The following is a 20,433-nucleotide window of genomic DNA, read 5'->3' on the forward strand; positions in this document are numbered from 1 at the left end:
TCGTTGCCGGAAGCTGACGATCCGTCACCTCTCGCCTTACGAGACCCTTCCGATCACCAATACGCAGCGCAACCGAAATCGGTTCAGGTCCAGCGCAGAACGCCCTTGCGGTAGGCGTAGAGCAGGCCGACCGCGACGAAGGCCAGGAAGATGAACATCTCGATCAGGGTGGCGACGCCGAGGGCGGCGAAGACGGTCGCCCAGGGGAAGAGGTAGACGGCGTCCACGGCGAAGATGACGTAGAGGTACGCGAACAGGTAGTACCGGATGTGGACCTGCGCCCACCCCTCGCCGACCGGGTCGACGCCGGACTCGTACGTCGTCAGCTTGCCCGCGGTCGGGTAGGTGACGGTCAGGGCCTTGTTGAGCGCGAAGGCGCCGATCAGGCCGACGAGGCCGAGCGCCACCACCGCCGCGATGACGCCATAGCTGTCCGACACGGAGGTCAGCCTAGTTGGTGCAGAGCAGGTAGGAGTCGACCGAGATGTAGGGGCCGTACCCGGAGGCGACGTCGGTGACCTGCATCCGCAGCTTCGTGATGCCGAGGATCTTGGCGGTGAAGTCCGGTTTCTCGGTCTCCATCTTCATCCGGACCGAGGCGATCGCCTTGGCGCGCGGCCCGTTGTGCAGGGAGGCGCGGGCGTCGCCGTCGGTCAGGTTGCCCAGCCAGGACTTGAAGTGGCTGCAGCCGGTCGAGTCGATCTCGCCCCAGACGAAGCCGCCCTTGTCGGCGAGGAAGTCGGCCTCGGAGCGCCGGGGCCCCTCGTTCGGCGGGATGACGGTGAGCTGCGGGTTGCCCTTGCCGCCGGAGGCGAGCACACCGCGCTTGAACAGCCCGCGCCAGACGTAGTGGTGGAACGTGACGACCGAGGACGTCGCCGCCGGGTACGGCGCCTGGGCGTAGACGGCGAGCCGGTAGTCGCGGACCGAGGCCGGCTGCTTGACGGTGACGACGACCGTCGTCCCCTTCGAGAGGCCGTAGCCGATCTCCTGCCACTTCTTGGTCGCCGGGTTCAGCTGGTGCAGCCGGATCCGGGTGCCTTCGGCGGGCGCCGGGACGATCGAGCCGTTGACGGTGATCACGCCGGTGGTTGCGTTACTGGTCTTGATGCCGGTGATCTTCGCGCTCCGGGTCGCGACCGCCGAGGCCGGCTGGACGACGGACGTCGTACCGGCCGAGCGGTCGGTGCCGATCGCGGCGTCCGCGGGGGCGATCGGGGCCGCGCAGGCGGTCAGGACGAGCGAGAGGCCGGTGAGCGCGACCACGAGACGGCGAACCATGGAGGACACCCTGCCCCGTGGTGCTCCGGCTCCGCAAGCGAGCGGCTGCTCTGGGTGACGGCATGGGTGCACAGATACCGGCCCTTCGGCACCCCGTCCCAGGCTGTGGACGGCACGGCTCGTCCGTGTTTCCGCGCGGACGGCGAACTAATATTGGGGTTACCGCCCTGCCCTGGGGGGACCGGTTCGCGCCGGCCCAAGCGCCGACTTGGAGATGACGAGAACAGTGACCATCGAGGTCAAGCAGCTCGACCGCGTGGTGATCCGCTTCGCCGGCGACTCCGGCGACGGGATGCAGCTCACGGGGGACAGGTTCACAGCGGAAACGGCATCGTTCGGCAATGACCTGTCGACACTGCCCAACTTCCCCGCGGAGATCCGGGCGCCGGCCGGGACGCTGCCGGGAGTCTCCTCGTTCCAGCTGCACTTCGCCGATCACGACATCCTCACGCCGGGCGACGCGCCCGACGTCCTGATCGCGATGAACCCGGCCGCGCTCAAGGCCAACCTCAAGGATGTCCCGCGCGGCGCCACCGTGATCGTCGACACGGCGGATTTCACCGCCCGGAACCTGAAGCGGATCGGGTACGACGAGAACCCGCTGGAGACCGGCGAGCTCGAGGCCTACCACGTCGTCGCGCTGAACCTGACCGGGATGACGGTGGAGTCGGTCAAGGAGTTCGGGCTGTCCCGCAAGGACGCCTCCCGGGCCAAGAACATGTACGCGCTCGGCCTGGTGTCGTGGTTGTTCCAGCGGCCGGTCGAGTCGACGATCACGTTCCTGGAGACGAAGTTCGCCGGGAAACCGGAGATCCGGGACGCGAATATCGCCGCCTTCCGGGCCGGGTTCAACTTCGGTGAGACGGCCGAGGAGTTCTCGGTCCGCTACGAGGTGAAGCCGGCCAAGATGGCGTCCGGCACCTACCGGAACATCTCCGGCAACCTCGCGCTGGCGTACGGCCTGGTGGCGGGCGCCCAGCGGGCCGGGTTGCCGATGGTGCTCGGCGCGTACCCGATCACCCCGGCGTCCGACGTCCTGCACGAGCTGTCCAAACTCAAGCGGTTCGACGTGACCACGATCCAGGCCGAGGACGAGATCGCCGGGGTCGGCGCGGCCCTCGGCGCGTCGTTCGCGGGCGCGCTCGGGGTGACGACGTCGTCCGGGCCGGGGATCAGCCTGAAGTCGGAGACGATCGGGCTGGGCGTGATGCTCGAGCTGCCGCTGGTGGTCTGCGACATCCAGCGCGCCGGCCCCTCGACCGGGATGCCGACCAAGACCGAGCAGGCCGACCTGCTGCAGGTGATGTTCGGGCGCAACGGCGAGGCGCCGCTGCCGGTGCTCGCGGCCCAGTCCCCCGCGGACTGTTTCGCCATCGCCGTCGAGGCGACCCGGATCGCCGTCACCTACCGGACGCCGGTGATGGTGCTGTCCGACGGCTACCTGGCCAACGGGTCCGAGCCGTGGCAGATCCCGGACGTCGAGACCCTGCCGGTGATCGAGCCGAACTTCACCGTCGAGCCGAACGCGACCGGCGCCGACGGCAAACCGCTCTACCTGCCCTACCTGCGGGATCCGGAGACGCTGGCGCGCGCGTGGGCGATCCCGGGGACGCCGGGGCTGGACCACCGGATCGGCGGGCTGGAGAAGGAGGACAAGACCGGCAACATCTCCTACGACCCGGCCAACCACGACCTGATGATCCGGACCAGGCAGGCCAAGGTCGACGGGATCGCCCGCTCGATCGAGCCGTTGCATGTCGACGACCCGGGCGGCGCGGCCAAGGTGCTGGTGCTCGGCTGGGGTTCGACGTACGGGCCGATCGGGGCCGGCGTCCGGCGCGTCCGGGCGGTCGGCGGGAAGGTCGCCCAGGCGCACCTGCGGCACCTGAACCCGTTCCCGGCGAATCTCGGCGATGTGTTGCGCAGTTACGACAAGGTGCTGGTCCCGGAGATGAACCTGGGGCAGCTGGCGATGCTGCTGCGGTCGAAGTACCTGATCGACGTCGTGTCGTACGCGCAGGTCCGGGGGATGCCGCTCGGCGCGGCCGAGCTGGCCGAGGTGATCGGCAACCTGGTCGAGGAGACCGAGGGGATCGACGACGACGCCCGCCAGCTCGGGGCGGCGGCGGCACAGCTGACGCACTGGGATCACCAGGAGCAGACGGAGGGAGCACGATGAGCACCGTTGATCTGGGGCTGCCGGCCGGGCTGCGGGGGGTTCCGGTCGCGGAGGCGCCGCAGAACCGCAAGGAGTACGTGTCGGACCAGGAGGTCCGCTGGTGCCCGGGCTGCGGGGACTACGCCGTCCTGGCCGCTTTTCAGGGGTTCCTGCCGGAGCTGGGGATCAAGCGCGAGAACGTCGCGATGGTGTCCGGGATCGGGTGCTCGTCCCGGTTCCCGTACTACCTGTCGACGTACGGGATGCACTCGATCCACGGGCGCGCGCCGGCGATCGCGACCGGGCTCGCGGTGGCGCGGCCCGACCTGAGCGTCTGGGTGGTGACCGGGGACGGCGACGCGCTGTCGATCGGCGGCAACCACCTGATCCACACGCTGCGGCGGAACGTGAACCTGAAGATCCTGCTCTTCAACAACCGGATCTACGGGCTGACCAAGGGCCAGTACTCGCCGACGTCGGAGCCGGGCAAGGTGACCAAGTCGACCCCGATGGGCTCGGTGGACACGCCGTTCAACCCGGTCTCGCTGGCCCTCGGCGCCGAGGCGACGTTCGTCGCCCGCACGGTCGACTCGGACCGTAAACACCTCACCTCGGTGCTGAAGGCAGCCGCCGAACACCGCGGCACCTCGTTCGTCGAGATCTACCAGAACTGCCCGATCTTCAACGACAACGCCTTCGACGCCTTCAAGAACCCCGAGACCCGGGACGACGCGATCATCCCGCTCCGGCACGGCGAGCCGATCCGCTTCGGCGCCGACGGCCGCCTCGGCGTCGTCCGCGACGGTTTCGCCTCCCTCGCCGTCCGCGAGGTGGCCGACCTCCCCGGCGGCGAGTCCGACCTCGTCGTCCACGACGCCCACACCGACGACCCTGCCTACGCCTTCGCCCTCTCCCGCCTCACCGACGCCGGCGTCCTCCACCAGGCCCCGATCGGCATCTTCCGCCAAGTAGAACGCCCCGCCTACGACGACCTGGTCCGCCAGCAAATCACCACCGCCCGCGAAGCCCAAGGCCCCGGCAACCTCCAGTCCCTCATCACCGGCACCGACACCTGGACCGTCGAGAGCTGACCCCGGCAGGTCGCCGTCCGAGCACGCGGTCAGACGGCGACGACGTCCACGAAGTCCTGAAGGTGCGCGAAGTCCTTCGGGTTGCGGGTGTAGAGGGCGGCGTCGTGCGTCGCCGCGGTGGCCGCGATGACGAGGTCGAACGAGCGGGCGCGGGGCTGCCGGCCGGCCGCCGCGACCGTCGCGGCGATACCACCGTAGGTGCGAGCGATCGCGTCGGTCACCGGCAGGGCCTCGAAGGCCCGCTCGATACTGGCCAGGCGGCGGAGCCGGCCGACCCGAAGCTCGGGTGTCTTCGCCATCAGGACGCCGAAGTGCAACTCGGCCAGGCTGATCGTACTGATCGCGAACTCCGCGTCGACCGGGTCGGCCAAACCTTCGATGAGGACGCTGGTGTCGAGCACCACCCTCATCCGCGGGGCTCCCAGGGGTCGACCAGGTCGTGGTCGATGAGCTCGCGGTCGGACGCCCACTCGTCGTCCGTGCGTGGGCGCAGGACATCGGCGATTTCGTCGTACCGCCGCCAGTGGTCCCGCTCCGGCGGGCCGAGCACGGCGGCCGGGCGGCCGGAGACGGTGATCAGCAGGTGTTCACCGGCTTCGGCCCGGCGGACCAGATCACTCGCCTGCTGCCGCAGCTCGCGCAGTCCCAGAGCATCCATGAGTCGAGAATAGCACTTGTGCTACAACAGGTCGAGGAGAGTGTTGGTGGGGCGGTTGAGGTGACGGGCGGTTAGGCCGGCGGCTTGGGGGGCTTGGACGTCGAGGGCCAGGTTGTCGCCGATCATGAGGGTTTCGGTGGGGGCGGTGGTGAGGGCGGCGCAGGTTCGCAGGTAGGCGTCGGGGTGGGGTTTGCTGAGGCCGAGGGATTCGGTGGTGCAGATGGCGTCGAGGTAGGGGGCCAGGCCGATGGTTTCCAGTTTGGCGGTCTGCTGGGCGGTGGTGCCGTTGGTGAGGATGCCGATCCGCCAGTTGTTGCTTTGGGCGAGTTTTAGGGCGGGTTCGGCGTCGGGGTAGGCGGACCAGTTGGCGCGGTAGTGGGTCAGGTAGCCCTCGAAGAAGTCGTCCTGGGCCTGGTCGGTGGGTGGGACGGGGTGGTTGAGGAGGGGGAGGAACTCGTGCAGGCGGGCGCGGCGCTGGCCTTGGTGGGTCAGTTCGCCGGAGAGCCAGCGGGCGTAGGCGCGCTCTTCGATGGCGAACCAGGCGGCGACGAGTTCGTCGGTGGGGTCGGCGCCTAGTTCGGGGAGCCAGGTGCGGACGGCGGCAGCGGCGGAGCCGGTGTGGTCGAAGAGGGTGTTGTCGAGGTCGAAGATGACGGCCTTCATGCGCGGGTCACCGAGTCGCGGTTGAGCTCGCGGTGGTTGGCGTAGCCGGCCAGGGCGAGGGTGAGGTCGAGCTCGGCGAGGAAGCAGCGCAGGACGTGTTCGACGCCGGCCTGGCCGGCCAGGGCGAGGCCGTACATCAGCGGGCGGCCGAGCAGGACAGCCTTGGCGCCAAGGGCGAGCGCCTTCGCGGCGTCCGCACCGGTCCGGACGCCGGAGTCGAACAGCACGGTGAGCTGCTCGCCGACGGCGTCCGCGATGGCGGGCAGGGCGTCGAGCGCGGCAACCGCACCGTCGACCTGGCGACCGCCGTGGTTGGAGACGACGATGCCGTCCGCCCCGTGCTCGGCGGCCAGTTTGGCGTCCTCGACGGCGGTGATGCCTTTGAGGACGATCGGGCCGTCCCAGTTGTCGCGCAGGAAGCCGAGGTCGTCCCAGCCGAGGCCGACATTCGGAAACATCTGCGCCCACTGCATCACCGCCGCACCCGGGTCGTCCGAGATCGGCTTGGCCAGCTTCGCGGTGAACGCCGGGTCGCTGAAGTAGTTGGCGAGCCCTTCACCGGTCAGGAACGGCAGGAAGCCGCGGTCCAGATCCGCGGGGCGCCAACCGATCGTCCCGGTGTCGAGCGTGACGACCAGGACGCCGTACCCGCTCGCCTTCGCCCGCTGCAACAAGCTCAGGCAGACGTCGCGATCGGTCGGGTAATACAGCTGGTACCACTTGCTCTTGGCCTCGATCTGCTCGATCGCATGACTCGCCTGCGTCGAGTGCGTGTACGTGATCCCGAGCGTGTCCGCCGCCCGGGCGGTCGCCAGCTCGCCGTCCGGATGCGCCAGCGTCTGGACGCCGACCGGCGCGACCAGCACCGGTGCGGGCATCGGCGTCCCGAGAATCGTGCAACTCAGATCGCGCTCGGTGCTCCCCCGCAACATTCGCGGCACCAGCCGCCACCGGTCGAACGCCACCAGATTGGCCCGCGCCGTCGCTCCGCTCCCCGCGCTCGGCACGATGTACCCCATCGCCTCCGCGGACAATTTCCCGGCCGCCTGCGACTCCAGCCGCGCCAGATCGGTCGTGATCTCCGGCTTGGTCCCCTGCAACATCCCCTGCAGGTAGATCTGCAACTGAAAGTCACCAAAGTTGGCCATGCGCGGATGCTCCCACACTCCGCAGGACCCCGGGAACCGCCACCAAATTCTGACAATCTGTTGGCAGCTTTGTGGGAGCAGCGGCGGAGAGTTTGCGAGACTCAGGTGTGACTACTGCCGTGACGCCTGACAGTCGAGTGGTGCCCAAGCAGGTGGGGCTGGCGTTGTTCGCGCTGGCGATCGGCGGGTTCGCGATCGGGACCACCGAGTTCGTGACGATGGGGCTGCTGCCGGAGATCGCGGACGGCGTCCGGATCTCGATTCCGACCGCGGGGCATGTGGTTTCGGCGTACGCCGTGGGCGTGGTCGTCGGGGCGCCGGTGATCGCGGCGCTCGGGGCGCGGACCGGGCGGAAGCGGCTGCTGCTCGGGCTGATGGCGATGTTCGTGGTCGGGAACGTGTTGTCGGCGGTGGCGTCGAGTTATGAGCTGCTGATGGCGGCGCGGTTCCTGACCGGGGTGCCGCACGGCGCGTTCTTCGGGATCGGCGCGGTGGTCGGGGCCTCGATGGTGCCGGCGAACCGGCGGGCCTGGGCGGTCTCGATGATCATGGTCGGGCTGCCCGTGGCCAATATCGTCGGGGTTCCGCTGACGACGCTGATGGGTCAGCAGCTGGGGTGGCAGGCGCCGTTCCTGGCGGTCGGCGGGCTCGGGTTGCTGACGCTGGTCGCGGTTTGGTTCTGGGTGACGCCGCAGCCGGTGGGCAACGACGTCAACGTCCGCAGCGAGCTCAGCGCGCTGGCGAAACCACAGGTGTGGATGGCCCTGCTGGTCGGCATGGTCGGCTTCGGCGGCATGTTCGCGACCTACTCCTACATCACGCCCACGATGACCGAGCTGGCCGGCTTCTCCCCCGCCGCGGTGACGATCGTGCTCGCGACGTACGGCGTCGGCATGACCTGCGGCACGCTGGTCGGCGGCCGGCTCGCGGACCGCGCGCTGATGCCGAGCCTGTACGGCGGTCTGATCGCGGTCACCGTCGTCCTCACCGTCTTCGGCTGGCTCGCGCACACCAAGCCGACCGCTCTGCTCGCGGTCTTCCTGCTCGGCTTCTCGTCGAGCATCCTGATCCCCGCCCTGCAGACGCGGCTGATGGACGTCGCCCATGAGGGTCAGTCGCTCGCAGCCTCCCTCAACCACTCGACGCTGAACGTCGCCAACGCGCTCGGCGCCTGGCTCGGCAGCGTCGTCCTCGCGGCCGGCTACGGCTACGAGTGGCCCAGCCGGGTCGGCGCCGCCCTGGCCGTCGCCGGCCTGATCTTCGCGCTCGTCTCCGGCCGGATGGACCGGCGTCAGGGCACGAGCGCCTGAGCGACCGCGAGGCTGTCCTCGTAGAAGTGGTACCGGGTGATCCGTCCGTCCCGGGTGCCCACGTGGATCGCGAACCGGGACTCGATATCCCGCCCGGTCGCCCGCACCGTCGAGACGAGCTGGCCGATCACGACGGCGTCCGTGGCATCGGCGACGATCCGCTCGACGTCGAACCGTTTGCCGTCGAGGTGGGTCCGCAGCAGACCGAAGTACGTCGCCATCCCAGCGGCCGAGTCGACGTCGGGCACCCAGGGCAGCTCGGCGGCACGCGGGATGAAGAAGTCGACGTCGTCGGCGAAGAGCGCTGCCGCGGCGTCGGTCTCGCCGGCGCCGACGTGCTGGAGCAGGCTGGTGGTCAGCTCATGCGGGGTCACGACACCCGATCGTAGGCACCTCAGGGGCGAACCAGGACCTCACCTGACCGGATTACTGGGTATCACCTGGTTGGATCTAAGTATGGCGACCATGACGTTGGGTGCGGCCGACCTGGTCCGGCAGCGTGGGCTGCGGCAGATGCGGTTGGTCGCGTTGTCGTTGCTGGTGCTGGCCGCGGTGATCTACGTGGTCACGCTGCACCGGGACGGCGCGTGGGGTTATGTGAACGCGGCGGCCGAGGCCGCGATGGTGGGCGCGCTGGCGGACTGGTTCGCCGTGACGGCGCTGTTCCGGCGGCCGCTCGGGCTGCCGATCCCGCACACCGCGATCGTGCCGACGCGCAAGGACAGCCTGGCCGAGAGCCTGGAGCAGTTCGTCACCGAGAACTTCCTCTCCGAGGAGGTCGTCGCGGAGAAGATGCGCTCGGCCGAGGTGAGCCGGCGGGCCGGTGAGTGGCTGGCCGCGGGCACCCACGCCGAGCGGATCGTCGCCGAGGGCGCGCGGACGATCGGGGCCGCGCTGCCGAAACTCGGGGACGACGACGTGACGGCGTTCGTCCGCGGATCGTTGCTCCCGCGGTTCGTGCAGGAGCCGCTGAGCCCGATCGCCGGCCACTTCCTGGAGTCGGTCGTGGACGACGGCGCCCACCACGCGCTGCTCGACCTGCTCATGGTCGAGGCGCACGACTGGCTGCGCGACAACCGCGAGCTGCTGGCGGACGTCGTCGGCCCGCGGGCGCCGCGCTGGTCGCCGATGTGGGTGGACCGGCTCGTCGTGGACCGGATCCATCGCGAGGCGGTCGCCTGGCTGGCCGACGTCCGCGACAACCAGGACCACGCGGCCCGGCAGGCGATCGACCGGCTGCTGCGCAAACTCGCCGTCGATCTGCAGAACGACCCCGAGACGATGGCGCGGTTCGAGGCGTTCAAGTCGCGGATGCTGACCCATCCGGATATGGGCTCCAGCCTGACCGCGGTCTGGGATTCGTTGCGCACGGCCCTTATCGATGCGATCTCCGACCCTTCGAGCACCCTGCAGGTGCGCGCGGTGAAGGCGATCCAGGATCTCGGCGGGCGGTTGCAGACCGACGACGGACTGCGGGCGAAGGTCGACGATCGCGCCGCCGAGGCCGTCGGATACGTGATCCGGACCTACGGCAGCGAGATCGTCTCCGTCATCTCCGACACCATCGCCCGCTGGGACGGCCGCGAAGCCGCCGCCCGCATCGAGCTGCACGTCGGGCGCGACCTCCAGTTCATCCGCATCAACGGAACCGTCGTCGGAGCCCTTGTCGGTCTAGCGATTCACACCTTGAGCACGTTTCTCTAGATCCCGCAGTTCGGGGCATCCCAGACGTTCGAGGCGCGGATACACCCTCCACAACGCGCCCGAAGGGCGCTAGATCCCGCAGTTCGGGGCGTCCCAGACGTTCGAGGCGCAGATGCACCCCCTCCACAACGCGCCCGAAGGGCGCTAGATCCCGCAGTTGGGGGCGTCCCAGACGTTCGAGGTGCGGATGTCGATGTGCGTGTGGTCGTTGTGTCCCGGGTAGCCCGGGCCGAAGATGCCGCCGAAGCCGTGGTTGCGGGCCTGCTTGGCCAGCGTGCAGAGCGAGTGGCTGCCGACCAGGTCGGCGGAGCGGCCGTACAGGTGCTGGCTGTTGGAGGCGCCGCCGACCGAGTTGTTGCACGGGATGCTGCGGAACCCGCTGGTCACGTTGAGCGGCGCGTCGCCGAGCGCATGCCGTAGGGCCTCGAGCTGCCACATGGTCTGCAGCGCGTTCGCCTTGGTCGCCGCCTCCGACAGCGGGCCGCCGTCGTAGCCGGAGCCGCCGCAGCCGTCGTCCAGCTCGGCGTAGGTGAAGTGGATCGGCGTGCAGTCGTCGTCCTGCAGCGCGTAGATCTTCGTGTACGTCGCGGACCCGGCGATCCCGTCCGCGCCGAGCCCGTACGCCGACTGGAACCGCTGGACGGCGGCCTTGGTGGCCGGTCCGAAGTTCCCGTCGGTGGCCAGGTGGCCGCCGTAGCCGGGGTAGCCGGCGACGCGGATCTGCAACTGCCGCACGTCCTCGCCGGTCATTCCTTGGCTGAGCGTGCGGCCCCAGGTGTAACAACCGTCGGCGCGGGCCTCGGTCGCCGTGACGATCTGGGTGGTGACGGTGGCGGCGAGCATCGCCGCGAACAACAGCAGAATGGCGACCACCCGCGGCAGCGGGCGACCGAGAAGCTGGGACATGACAACCTCCGGGGCGGTGAAGGAACTCTGTCACCGGCCAGCATTACGGCAGCATCCACCGGTTGACCAGGGCCAACAAGAAACTTTCTGCCGAACAGGCAACCAAATCCGGAGTCCACCCGGTCAGGCAAGATGTGACCATCCAGAACAGCGCGCTGACTCTGCGTGCCGGGGAAACGGGGCCGCCGGTGACGACATCCGAGGGTTTCGACGCCTTCGTCGACAGTCGTTCGAGCGCGCTGCTCCGGACGGCGTACCTCCTCACCCGCGACCACGCCCTGGCCGAGGACCTCTGCCAGACGGCCCTCGCCAAGGCCTGGTTCGCCTGGTCCCGGATCGAGGGCGAGAACCCCGAGCCGTACGTCCGGCGGATCCTGATGAACACCTACACGTCGTGGTGGCGGCGCCGCTGGAACAACGAGATCCCCAGCGCGGAGCTCCCCGACACCGGCGCGAGCACGAGCGCCGAGGACGGCCAGGACCTGTGGGCGGCGCTCGGCCGGCTCCCCCGCCGCCAGCGCGCCGTCCTGGTCCTGCGCTACTACGAGGACCTGACCGAGACCGAGACCGCTCAGCTGCTCGGCGTCTCGGTCGGGACCGTGAAGAGCCAAGCCAGTAAGGCGCTCGCCAAACTCCGCCTCGACCCCGCACTGCTCTCCGAGGAGACCTCCCGATGAACCTCCAGGACCTCCGCACCGAGCTCAGCACGCGCGCCGGCGAGACCGGCGACCACCCCGACCTGCTGCCCGGCGTCCGGCAGAAGATCCACCGGACCAAGCAGCGCCGCGCGGCCACCGCCGTCGCCTCGGTCGCCGCCGTGGCCGCCGTCGCGATCGCCGTCGTCCCAGGCGTCGTCACCAACACCCAGCCCGACCCGTCGAGCACGGCGCCGTCGGACTACGAGCGGGACGGGATCTCCATCCCCGGCCGGATCGGCGCCGACAAGCTGCTCGGCGGCTGGATCGGCAACCAGAACCAGGACAGGTTCTCCTTCAGCTGGACGCCGACCACCAACCACATCGCCGTCCGGGCGACCTGTACGACGGAGAGTCAGCGCTCGAAGTCGGTGGAGATCCGGATCGGGCAGCGCGTCGTGGCTACCGCACAGTGCAATGTCGGCGCGACGATCACCGATACGTACGGCGAGGAAACGCGGCCCGACTCACCGCTCTGGCTGACCACCCCGGTCGGCCGGAACACCACGGTCACCGCGGACGTCATCGACTCCGACACCCGCGAGCCCGGCGACAAGACCGCGCGGGTTGCCGTCGGCATCTACAGCACCACCGGCAGCTCCGACTTCCGAGCCGTGCCGCAACCCGGCCCGCGGGACTTCCAGGACAAGGGCGTCGTCTACCGCCGCCAGGTCGGCGGCGACACGCTGCTCGGCGCGGCCGTCTCCGAACCCGGCGCCAAGGAGGTCCGCTTCCGCTTCACCGGGACGGGCGCTCCGCTGAAGCTGCAGCCGTTCTGCACCGCCGACGAGGGCCCGCTGCCGACGGCGTACCCCTACAGCGTTGCGATGTCGATCGACGGGCAGCCAGAGCTCAGCATGTCCTGCGGCGCGGACTCGACCGATGCGGGCGCAGTCGGCAGCGCCACCTTCGCCGCGGCAGTTCCGGCCGGTCGCGAGGTCGAGGCGGTCATCAAACTGCGCGACGGCCGCAAGGGCACCTCGACCGTTCCCGACAACGCCTTGCTCGCGCTCGGCGTGTACGCCCAGGGCCCGCAGCGCACCGTCGGCGGCGTGCAGTTCGACGAACGGATCGAGATCGGCGGGCGCACCTACCGGTTCGACTCGTTCCGGAGCGCGCCGGGCCCGCAGAAGAAGGTCACGATCGATGCGCCGGTGAACCAGGAGTTCGTCCTCGCGTACGGCGGTAAGAACCTCGGCAGCACCGCGCCGGTGCAGGTCCAGGCTCGGGCCGGTACCGAGATCGCCAACGGTATCGAGGTCGAGGACGGCAACGACCTCGGCGTCGGCAAGGACGTCATCCCGGCCGGCCCGGCGCGGACGGCCGCCGTGGTGGTCACCCAGGGCGAGCCGACCGGCGGGACGCTCGCGATCGCGATCTATTTACCGGTCTGACCGAGCCAGGAGTTCAGGTCGGCGGCGTCGGTGAGGAGCTGCTCGGGTTTGTTGTCCTCGACGAACTCGAGCAGCGCGTTGATCTCGCGGGGGTCGTTCTGCAGGCGGTGCAGGACCTGCCGCCACAACGACTCCCGGGTGGCCAGCGGGCGGCGGGCGCCGTCGGGCTCCCAGGAGAAGACGTGCACGCTGACCAGCCAGGGCAGCAGCGCCTCCAGCTGATCGAGGCACTCCTCGTCGCCGAGGCCGACCGGCGGCTGCCAGTACGTCGTCAGGTTCGGGGCGCCGACATCCATCAGCAAGGTGATGGTGGAGTCGATCTCGTCGGTCAACGTGTTGCGGTGGAACTCGAGCGCGATCTCGATCCCCGACCCGGCGGCGACCTCCGCCAGCTCGGCCAGGCCGCGGGTGACCGCCATCCGGTCGCCGACGCCGGCCTCCGCCGTACCGACGCTGCCGGCCCAGACGCGGATCCGGGGCGCGCCGAGCGCCTCGGCGGTGGCGACGGTCGCGCGCATCTCCTCGCGGTCGGCCGCACCGGCCCGCAGGTAGGAGCCGTAGGCGGCGATCTCCAGGCCGTGCACGGACGTCAGGTTCCGCACCCGCTTGGCGGTGACCAGGTCGCCGAGCGGCACATGGATGTCACCGCCCCACTCGATTGCCTTCAGGCCGGCCTTCGCCGCGACCTCCACCACCTCGTCGGCCGGCAACTGCCGAAATGTCACCGAGACCAGACCGGTCCTCACACCCACGCGTGCCTCCTCAGGTTCACCCCTCTATCCAACCGCATCAGACCGGCCTGTCCACGCGATGAGATCCTCACCACGCCATCTCACGTCATGAGCAAACCTCTTGGATGCCACTGACGAGCGGACTTAGGCTGCGGAATGTGCCGGAACAACGCAGAGGGTTCGCCTACGGATTGACCGCGTACCTGCTGTGGGGCCTGTTCCCGCTGTACTGGCGGCTGCTCGACCACTCGGGCCCGATCGAGCTGCTCGCACACCGGGTGCTCTGGTCGCTGACCACGATCGTGGTACTGGTCGCCGTCCTGCGGAAGTTCGGCAACGTCCGCGCGCTGCTCCGCGAGCCGCGGCGGCGCTGGGCCCTGGTCGGCGCGGCGTTCCTGATCTCGATCAACTGGGGCACGTACATCTACGGCGTCGTCAGCGGCCACGTGGTCGAGACGTCCCTCGGCTACTTCATCACCCCGCTGTTCGCGGTGTTCCTCGGCGTGGTGGTGCTCAAGGAGCGGCTGCGACCGGCCCAGTGGACGGCGCTCGCGATCGCGTTCCTCGCGGTCGTCGGCCTGGCGATCGAGCACGGCCGGCCGCCGTGGATCGCGATCGTGCTGACCTTCTCATGGGGGTTCTACGGGCTGATCAAGAAGCGGGCGAACGCCGGCGCCGTCGAGGGGATGGCGATCGAGTCGGGGGCCGTCGTCCCGCTCGCGCTGGCCGCGATCGTGTTCCTCGGCGTCCGGGGCGACTCGACGGTGACGGATTTCGGGATCGGGTACTTCGTCCTGGTGCTGCTGACCGGGCCGCTGACCGCCGTCCCGCTGCTGTTCTTCGGCGCGGCCGCGACGCGTATCCCGCTGACGACCCTCGGCCTGCTGAACTACGTCGCCCCGATCCTGCAGTTCATCTGCGGGGTGACGATCTTCCACGAGCACATGTCACCGATGCGCTGGGCCGGTTTCGGGCTGGTCTGGGTGGCGCTGGTGATCTTCACCGGCGACAGCCTTCGGCAACGCCGCGTGACGAGCCAGCTCCGATTGGCTACTAAGGGCAACCTAAGCCGTCCGACGTTCACCTGACCTTCACCCAGGGCCTGCTTGCCCTCCCTAAGGTCCCCGGCGTGACCAAGTTTCTGCCGCTGCTCAGCCAGCTCGGTACCCGCCATGGTTCCCGCTCGTTCCGCACCTGTGAGATGAAGTGCGCCAACCAGTGCGACCACGCTCAGCCGAACACGTCCGGTAACGAGCACATCCAGTCCGTCATGCGCTCGGCCTTCACCCGCCGCAACGTGCTGAAGGTGGGCGCCGCCGGCGCCGCGGCGGCCGGGGTCGCGACCCTGGCCACCAACCTGCCGGCCACCGCAGACCAGCAGACCTACGGCGGCTACCCGCGCGGGAACGGGGACTTCCCCGGCTTCGCCGGCGGCCACGGCAAGCTGACGCACGGCGTCGTCCCGCCGAACCGCAAGGACGACATCGTCGTCCCGCGCGGCTACCAGCAGGCCGTCATCATCGCCTGGGGCGACCCGGTCGAGTACGGCGCGCCGCGGTTCGACGCGCACCGCCAGTCCGCGGCCGCGCAGGCCAAGCAGTTCGGCTACAACAACGACTACACGATGATCGTGCCGCTGCGCGACGAGCGGAAGGCGCTGCTGGTCTGCAACCACGAGTACACCGACGAGTACCTGATGTTCCCGACCGGCAAGTACGACCTGGCCACCCAGGCCAAGATCGGCATCGCCGCGCACGGGATGTCCGTCGTCCAGCTCGAGCGCGTCGGCCGCAGCGGGCAGTGGCGCCGCGACAAGCAGCTGTCCCGCTACAACCGCCGGATCACCGCGGCCACCAAGTTCGAGGTGACCGGCCCGGCCGCTGCCGACAGCCGCGTCGGAAAGGTTGCCTACGGCACCTTTGGGAACTGCTCCGGCGGCGTCACCCCGTGGGGCACCGTGCTGTCCGGCGAGGAGAACTTCAACGGGTACTACGACGTCAGCGGCACGACGCCGAAGGAGTACGAGGCGTCGTACAAGCGGTACGGCGTCCCGACCACCGTCACCAAGTCGGCCCGGCAGTGGAGCGTCGTCGACCCGCGTTTCGACCTGACCAAGACGCCGACCGAGGTGTTCCGCTCCGGCTGGGTGGTCGAGGTCGACCCGTACGACCCGCACGCCGCGCCGAAGAAGCGGTCCATGCTCGGCCGCCTCAAGCACGAGGGCGCCACCACGACGATCACCGCCGACGGGCGGATCGCGGTCTACACCGGTGACGACGAGAAGGGCGAGTACATCTACAAGTTCGTCTCGACCGGCAAGTACGACCCGGACAACCGCAAGCGCAACTTCGGCCTGCTCGACGAGGGCACGCTCTACGTCGCGAAGTTCACCGGCGACGGCGACGCCGACGGCCTGTACGACGGCGTCGGCCAGTGGATCCCGCTGACCAGTGACAAGAAGTCCTTCGTCGACGGGATGTCGGTCGCCGATGTCCTGATCGACACCCGGATCGCGGCCGACAAGGTCTCGCCGACCCGGATGGACCGCCCGGAGGACGTCGAGCGCAACCCGGTCAACGGCCGGGTCTACGCCGCGCTGACCAACAACGACAAGCGCGGCGGCGCCCACGCGCTCGACGAGGCCAACCCGATCGGCACCTCGCACGTCCGCGAGAAGCTCGGCGGCCCGCTGATCGAGAAGGCCGGTAACCGCAACGGCTACATCCTGGAGATCACCGAGGAGGGCGACGACGCGGCCAAGACCGGCTTCTTCTGGACCCTGTTCCTGGTCTGCGGCGACCCGGCCGCCCAGGAGACCTACTTCGGCGGCTTCGACAAGTCCAAGGTGAGCCCGATCTCCTGCCCGGACAACGTCGCCTTCGACGGCGCCGGCAATCTGTGGATCTCCACCGACGGCAACGTCCTCGGCTCGAACGACGGTATCTTCACCGTCCCGGTCGCCGGCCCGAACCGCGGCCAGGTCAAGCAGTTCCTCTCCGTGCCGTTCGGCGCCGAGGCCTGCGGCCCGCTGGTCTCCGAAGACGACAAGACCGCCTTCGTCGCCGTCCAGCACCCGGGCGAAACCGACGACGCCACCTTCGAGAAGCCCACCTCCACCTGGCCCCACACCGACCGGTTCCCCCGCCCCGCGATCGCCTGCGTCTGGCGCCACGACGGCGCCCGCGTCGGCAGCTGACACCGCTTCGAGTGGCCCGGCAGAACACTGCCGGGCCACTTGACCAGCCCTATTCAGGACATTTAGTATCCAGATTATGAAGATGAACGAGGGCGTCGAATGGGCGATGCACAGCTGTGTGAACCTCAGCTGGATCCCCGGCCGGGCGGTCACCGCCAAGCACCTCGCCGCCTTCTACGACCTGCCGACGGCGTACCTGAACAAGCAGCTGCAGGCGCTGGCCCGGGCCGGCATCCTGACCTCGACGTCAGGGCCGAAGGGCGGCTTCCAGCTGGCCCGGGATCCGGAGCGGATCAGCCTGCTCGACATCGTCGTCGCGATCGACGGCGCCGAGGACGCCTTCCGCTGCCGCGAGATCCTCAAGGACGGCCCGGGCGCGGACCCGAAGGCCGACTACGTCCAGATCTGCCAGATCTCCCAGGCGATGCGCGGCGCCGAGCTCACCTATCGCCGCGAGCTGGCCGGGCGGACGATCGCCGAGATCGCCGACCGCGTCGTCGGCGCCAACCCGGCCGCCCCGGAGAACGTGCGGCGCCGGTTCGACAACCTCAAATCCTGATCCACCCCATCGCGTCTTTTCTCAGGAAGTGATTCTGGATGTTTAATGTCCATAATAAGGCGTTGATCCTCGCGCTGCTGGCGTTCGCGCAGCTGATCATCGCGATCGACTACACGATCGTGTTCGTCGCCGTCCCCGAGATCGGGCGGGAGCTCGGCTTCGCGCCGCACACCCTGCAGTGGGTGGTGAGCGCGTACGCCGTCCCGTTCGGCGGGCTGCTGCTGCTCGGCGGGCGGATGTCCGATCTACTCGGCCGGCGGCGGATGTTCATCGCCGGGCTGTTGCTGTACGGCGTCTCGTCGCTCGCGGGTGGGCTCGCCACCGAGCCCTGGTTGCTGATCGCGGCCCGCGCCGTCCAAGGGTTCGGCGGCGCGATCCTCGCTCCGGCGGTGCTGTCCCTGATCGGCACGTTGTTTGCCGAGGGCAAGGAACGGAACCGCGCGTTCTCCGTCTGGGGTGCGGCCGGGGGCTCCGGGATGGCGCTCGGCTCGCTGCTCGGCGGCGTCCTGACGGAGTCCTTCGGCTGGGCCGCGGTGTTCACCGTCAACGTGCCGCTCGCGGCGATCGGTGTCGCGGCGGCGGTGATTCTGCTTCCGCGGGTGGAGGGTGCGCGGCGTCGGCGCCGGTTCGACGTACCGGGTGCGGTGACCGGTACGTCGGGGATCACGGCGATCGTGTTCGCACTCGTCCAGGGCCCTGCGACCGGGTGGAGTCCGACGAGTCTGGTCGCGGCTGTGGGCGGCGTCGTACTGCTCGCGGCGTTCGTCCGGATCGAGCAGCAGTCCGCGGATCCCCTGCTGCCGTTGGGTTTGCCGGCCCAGCGCAGCCTTCGCACCGGCGTCGTCGTCATCACCTTGTTCGCCGCGACACTCGGCCCGCTGCTCTATTTCGAGACCGTCTACTTCCAGGACATCCACGGCTACACCGCCCTGCAGACCGGCCTCGCCTACCTGGTTCCGACCGTCGCCATTTTCCTCGGCGCCAACCTCGGCGGCCGGATCGCCACCCGGGCCGGGCTGCACCGCACCCTCGGCGCCAGCCTTGCCCTCGCCGCCGCCGGCGTCACCCTCCTCGGCCTCGCCCTGTCCGCCGATTCGTCGTACGCCGCCCTCGTCCCTGGCCTGCTCGTCCTCGGCCTCGGCCAAGGCAGCGCCTTCACCACCATGTACGCCGCCGCCTCCACCGGCGTCCCCGCCGAACACCAAGGCATCGGCTCCGGCCTCGCCTCCACCGGCCAGCAAGTCGGCAACGCCGTCGGCCTGGCCGTCCTGGTAGCCATCGCCAACCAACCCGCCAACCCCACCACCGGCATCCGCCTAGCCGTCTTCCTCACCGCGGCCGGCGTCATCCTCACCGCCCTGCTAGCCCTGACCGCCGCCCGCCGCACCCCAACCCCAGTCACCGTCTGAGGAGCCCCACATGACCATCCACATCTCCACCGCCAGCGCCGAGCACCTCCCCACCGCCGGCATCACCCTCCTGGCCGACGTCGCCGACACCAATGGCCACCTCACCAGCCACCGCTCGACCTTCACCCCCGGCACCGAAGGCGCTCCCCCGCACCTCCACCAGCACGCCGGCGAACTCTTCTACGTCCTCTCCGGCACCCTCAGAGTCCTCACCGGCGAAACCCTCACCACCCTGCAAATCAACGACTTCCTCTTCGTCCCGCCCAACACCCCGCACGCCTTCGAAGCCCTCGGCCCCACCCCCGCCGAAGTCCTCTTCGTCCTCACCCAAGCCAAACCCCGCTTCGGCTACTACCGCCTCCTCGAATCCGCCTACCAAGGCCGATCCACCTGGTCCGACGTAGCCGCCACCAGCACCCACTACGACAACCACTACGTCGAAAGCCCCGTCTGGCTCAACCGCTGAACAACAAACGCCCGGCAGGTCTTACCTGGCCGGGCGTTTCGACGTGTGGTGCGACTAGACCGAGCGGGCTACTACGAGGTCGCAGAGGGAGTCGAGGGCTTGGCGGGCGGGGGTGTCGGGGAGGGGGGCGAGGAGGCGGCGGGCGTCGGCGGCGCGGCGGCGGACGTCGTCCTCGGCTTGGGTGAAGGCGGGGTGGGCGCGGAGGAGGTCGAGGGTTTCGGCTAGGCGGGTGTCGTCGGAGAGGTCCGAGTCGAGGAGCTCCAGGAGCCGGGCGTCGTCGGGGTTGGTGGGGTCGGCCTGGGCGCGGAAGATCAGGACCGGGAGGGTCGGGACGCCTTCGCGGAGGTCGGTGCCGGGGGTCTTGCCGGACTGGCCGGAGTCGCCGGCGATGTCGAGGATGTCGTCGGCGAGCTGGAAGGCGACGCCGATCTCCTCGCCGAAGGCGCGCAGCGACTCCTGGATCTCGGCGGAGGCGCCGGCGAAGCGGGCACCGAAGAGGGCGGACGTCGCGATCAGCGAGCCGGTCTTGTCGGCGACCACCGAGAGGTAGTGCTTGAGCGGGTCCTGACCCTCGCCGACGCCGAGGGTCTCGCGGATCTGGCCCTCGACCAGCCGGCCGAAGGTGCGGGCCTGGATGCGGACCGCCTCCGGGCCGAGGTCGGCGACCAGGTCGGACGCGCGGGCGAACAACCAGTCACCGGACAGGATGGCGACCGAGTTGTCGTAGCGGGCGTTCGCGGTGGCCGAGCCGCGGCGCAGCGCGGCCTCGTCCATCACGTCGTCGTGGTGCAGCGTCGCGACGTGGGTCAGCTCGACCACCACCGCGGACTTCACCACCTCGTCGGACGCCGGACGGTCGCCGAACTCCGACGAGATCAGCACCAGCAGCGGCCGGAACCGCTTGCCGCCGGCCACCATGACGTGCTGGGCGGCGGCGGTGACGAACGGCGCCTCGGACTCGGTGGAGTCGCGCAGCGCCTGCTCGACCACCTCGAGCCCAGCGCGAACCCGGGCTTCGAGCGCCGCATCGGCGAACGCGAAGCCGAGGCTCTCGGCCGGCAGCG

At 69.6% G+C, this 20,433-nt stretch carries 21 protein-coding genes; 11 read left to right on the forward strand and 10 right to left on the reverse strand.

The window, feature by feature from the left end; translation table 11 throughout:
• Positions 1–83 precede the first annotated feature (83 nt).
• Together HPO96_RS19770 and HPO96_RS19775 are read right to left on the reverse strand one after the other, a co-directional pair.
• Complete coding sequence (locus tag HPO96_RS19770; protein ID WP_171674966.1) at positions 84–440, reverse strand: NADH-quinone oxidoreductase subunit A; 357 nt, start codon at positions 438–440, stop codon at positions 84–86.
• A gap of 10 nt (positions 441–450) precedes the next feature.
• Complete coding sequence (locus HPO96_RS19775) at positions 451–1,281, reverse strand: hypothetical protein (RefSeq protein ID WP_171674967.1); 831 nt, start codon at positions 1,279–1,281, stop codon at positions 451–453.
• Between the two features lie 214 nt (positions 1,282–1,495).
• Between HPO96_RS19775 and HPO96_RS19780 the strand changes: the two genes are divergently transcribed.
• Both HPO96_RS19780 and HPO96_RS19785 read left to right on the forward strand, forming a co-directional pair.
• Positions 1,496–3,460, forward strand: a complete 1,965-nt coding sequence (locus HPO96_RS19780; protein ID WP_202886171.1) for a 2-oxoacid:acceptor oxidoreductase subunit alpha — start codon at positions 1,496–1,498, stop codon at positions 3,458–3,460.
• Positions 3,457–4,530 (forward strand): 2-oxoacid:ferredoxin oxidoreductase subunit beta, encoded by a 1,074-nt coding sequence (locus HPO96_RS19785; RefSeq protein WP_171674968.1) that lies wholly within the window; start codon positions 3,457–3,459, stop codon positions 4,528–4,530. Before HPO96_RS19780 ends, HPO96_RS19785 begins: the two co-directional genes overlap by 4 nt.
• 29 nt (positions 4,531–4,559) lie before the next feature.
• Here HPO96_RS19785 and HPO96_RS19790 read toward each other — a convergent pair whose 3' ends face one another.
• From HPO96_RS19790 to HPO96_RS19805, 4 genes are read right to left on the reverse strand one after another with little or no spacing between them, the layout of a single operon-like run.
• Complete coding sequence (locus HPO96_RS19790) at positions 4,560–4,940, reverse strand: PIN domain-containing protein (protein WP_171674969.1); 381 nt, start codon at positions 4,938–4,940, stop codon at positions 4,560–4,562.
• Complete coding sequence (locus HPO96_RS19795) at positions 4,937–5,188, reverse strand: type II toxin-antitoxin system Phd/YefM family antitoxin (RefSeq protein WP_171674970.1); 252 nt, start codon at positions 5,186–5,188, stop codon at positions 4,937–4,939. Before HPO96_RS19795 ends, HPO96_RS19790 begins: the two co-directional genes overlap by 4 nt.
• Positions 5,189–5,209: 21 nt before the next feature.
• Entirely contained in the window at positions 5,210–5,851 is a 642-nt protein-coding gene (locus HPO96_RS19800; RefSeq protein ID WP_171674971.1) for an HAD family hydrolase, read from the reverse strand.
• On the reverse strand, positions 5,848–6,999 hold the full coding sequence (locus HPO96_RS19805) for an alpha-hydroxy-acid oxidizing protein (RefSeq protein ID WP_171674972.1): 1,152 nt from the start codon (positions 6,997–6,999) through the stop codon (positions 5,848–5,850). Before HPO96_RS19805 ends, HPO96_RS19800 begins: the two co-directional genes overlap by 4 nt.
• Before the next feature lie 140 nt (positions 7,000–7,139).
• Between HPO96_RS19805 and HPO96_RS19810 the strand changes: the two genes are divergently transcribed.
• Positions 7,140–8,309, forward strand: coding sequence for an MFS transporter (locus HPO96_RS19810; RefSeq protein ID WP_337796723.1), 1,170 nt, complete (start codon positions 7,140–7,142; stop codon positions 8,307–8,309).
• Here HPO96_RS19810 and HPO96_RS19815 read toward each other — a convergent pair.
• Positions 8,291–8,683 (reverse strand): nuclear transport factor 2 family protein, encoded by a 393-nt coding sequence (locus HPO96_RS19815; protein WP_202886173.1) that lies wholly within the window; start codon positions 8,681–8,683, stop codon positions 8,291–8,293. The genes HPO96_RS19810 and HPO96_RS19815 overlap by 19 nt on opposite strands.
• A gap of 91 nt (positions 8,684–8,774) precedes the next feature.
• Between HPO96_RS19815 and HPO96_RS19820 the strand changes: the two genes are divergently transcribed.
• The gene (locus HPO96_RS19820) at positions 8,775–10,013 is read left to right on the forward strand and encodes a DUF445 domain-containing protein (protein ID WP_238355307.1); all 1,239 of its coding nucleotides are present in this window, start codon (positions 8,775–8,777) and stop codon (positions 10,011–10,013) included.
• Positions 10,014–10,157: 144 nt separating this feature from the next.
• Here the strand turns inward: HPO96_RS19820 and HPO96_RS19825 are convergent, their stop codons facing one another.
• Positions 10,158–10,919 carry a D-Ala-D-Ala carboxypeptidase family metallohydrolase gene (locus HPO96_RS19825; RefSeq protein WP_238355308.1) on the reverse strand — a complete coding sequence of 254 codons (762 nt, stop codon included), beginning with the start codon at positions 10,917–10,919 and terminating at the stop codon, positions 10,158–10,160.
• A 188-nt stretch (positions 10,920–11,107) separates the two neighbouring features.
• On the opposite strand from HPO96_RS19825, the gene HPO96_RS19830 reads away from it, so the two are divergent.
• Both HPO96_RS19830 and HPO96_RS19835 read left to right on the forward strand, forming a co-directional pair.
• Complete coding sequence (locus HPO96_RS19830; protein ID WP_171674975.1) at positions 11,108–11,596, forward strand: SigE family RNA polymerase sigma factor; 489 nt, start codon at positions 11,108–11,110, stop codon at positions 11,594–11,596.
• Positions 11,593–13,008, forward strand: a complete 1,416-nt coding sequence (locus HPO96_RS19835) for a hypothetical protein (protein ID WP_171674976.1) — start codon at positions 11,593–11,595, stop codon at positions 13,006–13,008. The genes HPO96_RS19830 and HPO96_RS19835 overlap by 4 nt, the downstream gene beginning before the upstream one ends.
• Here the strand turns inward: HPO96_RS19835 and HPO96_RS19840 are convergent.
• A complete protein-coding gene (locus HPO96_RS19840; protein ID WP_171674977.1) occupies positions 12,993–13,760 on the reverse strand; it encodes a TIM barrel protein in 768 nt (255 codons plus the stop codon). The two genes, HPO96_RS19835 and HPO96_RS19840, sit on opposite strands and share 16 nt — an antisense overlap.
• A 137-nt stretch (positions 13,761–13,897) precedes the next feature.
• Between HPO96_RS19840 and rarD the strand changes: the two genes are divergently transcribed.
• From rarD to HPO96_RS19865, 5 genes are all read left to right on the forward strand, one after another.
• The gene (rarD, locus tag HPO96_RS19845; protein ID WP_171674978.1) at positions 13,898–14,827 is read left to right on the forward strand and encodes an EamA family transporter RarD; all 930 of its coding nucleotides are present in this window, start codon (positions 13,898–13,900) and stop codon (positions 14,825–14,827) included.
• 41 nt (positions 14,828–14,868) lie between these two features.
• Positions 14,869–16,935 carry an alkaline phosphatase PhoX gene (locus HPO96_RS19850; protein WP_171674979.1) on the forward strand — a complete coding sequence of 689 codons (2,067 nt, stop codon included), beginning with the start codon at positions 14,869–14,871 and terminating at the stop codon, positions 16,933–16,935.
• Between the two features lie 76 nt (positions 16,936–17,011).
• On the forward strand, positions 17,012–17,494 hold the full coding sequence (locus HPO96_RS19855) for an RrF2 family transcriptional regulator (protein ID WP_171674980.1): 483 nt from the start codon (positions 17,012–17,014) through the stop codon (positions 17,492–17,494).
• Between the two features lie 62 nt (positions 17,495–17,556).
• Positions 17,557–18,903 carry an MFS transporter gene (locus HPO96_RS19860; RefSeq protein ID WP_202886175.1) on the forward strand — a complete coding sequence of 449 codons (1,347 nt, stop codon included), beginning with the start codon at positions 17,557–17,559 and terminating at the stop codon, positions 18,901–18,903.
• A 10-nt stretch (positions 18,904–18,913) separates the two neighbouring features.
• Complete coding sequence (locus tag HPO96_RS19865) at positions 18,914–19,369, forward strand: cupin domain-containing protein (RefSeq protein ID WP_171674982.1); 456 nt, start codon at positions 18,914–18,916, stop codon at positions 19,367–19,369.
• 54 nt (positions 19,370–19,423) lie between these two features.
• Here the strand turns inward: HPO96_RS19865 and HPO96_RS19870 are convergent, their stop codons facing one another.
• The gene (locus HPO96_RS19870) at positions 19,424–20,431 is read right to left on the reverse strand and encodes a polyprenyl synthetase family protein (protein ID WP_420371471.1); all 1,008 of its coding nucleotides are present in this window, start codon (positions 20,429–20,431) and stop codon (positions 19,424–19,426) included.
• Between the last annotated feature and the right edge of the window lie 2 nt (positions 20,432–20,433).

Origin of the sequence: Kribbella sandramycini (assembly GCF_013131805.1) — a bacterium.
GTDB classification, from domain to species: Bacteria; Actinomycetota; Actinomycetes; order Propionibacteriales; family Kribbellaceae; genus Kribbella; species Kribbella sandramycini.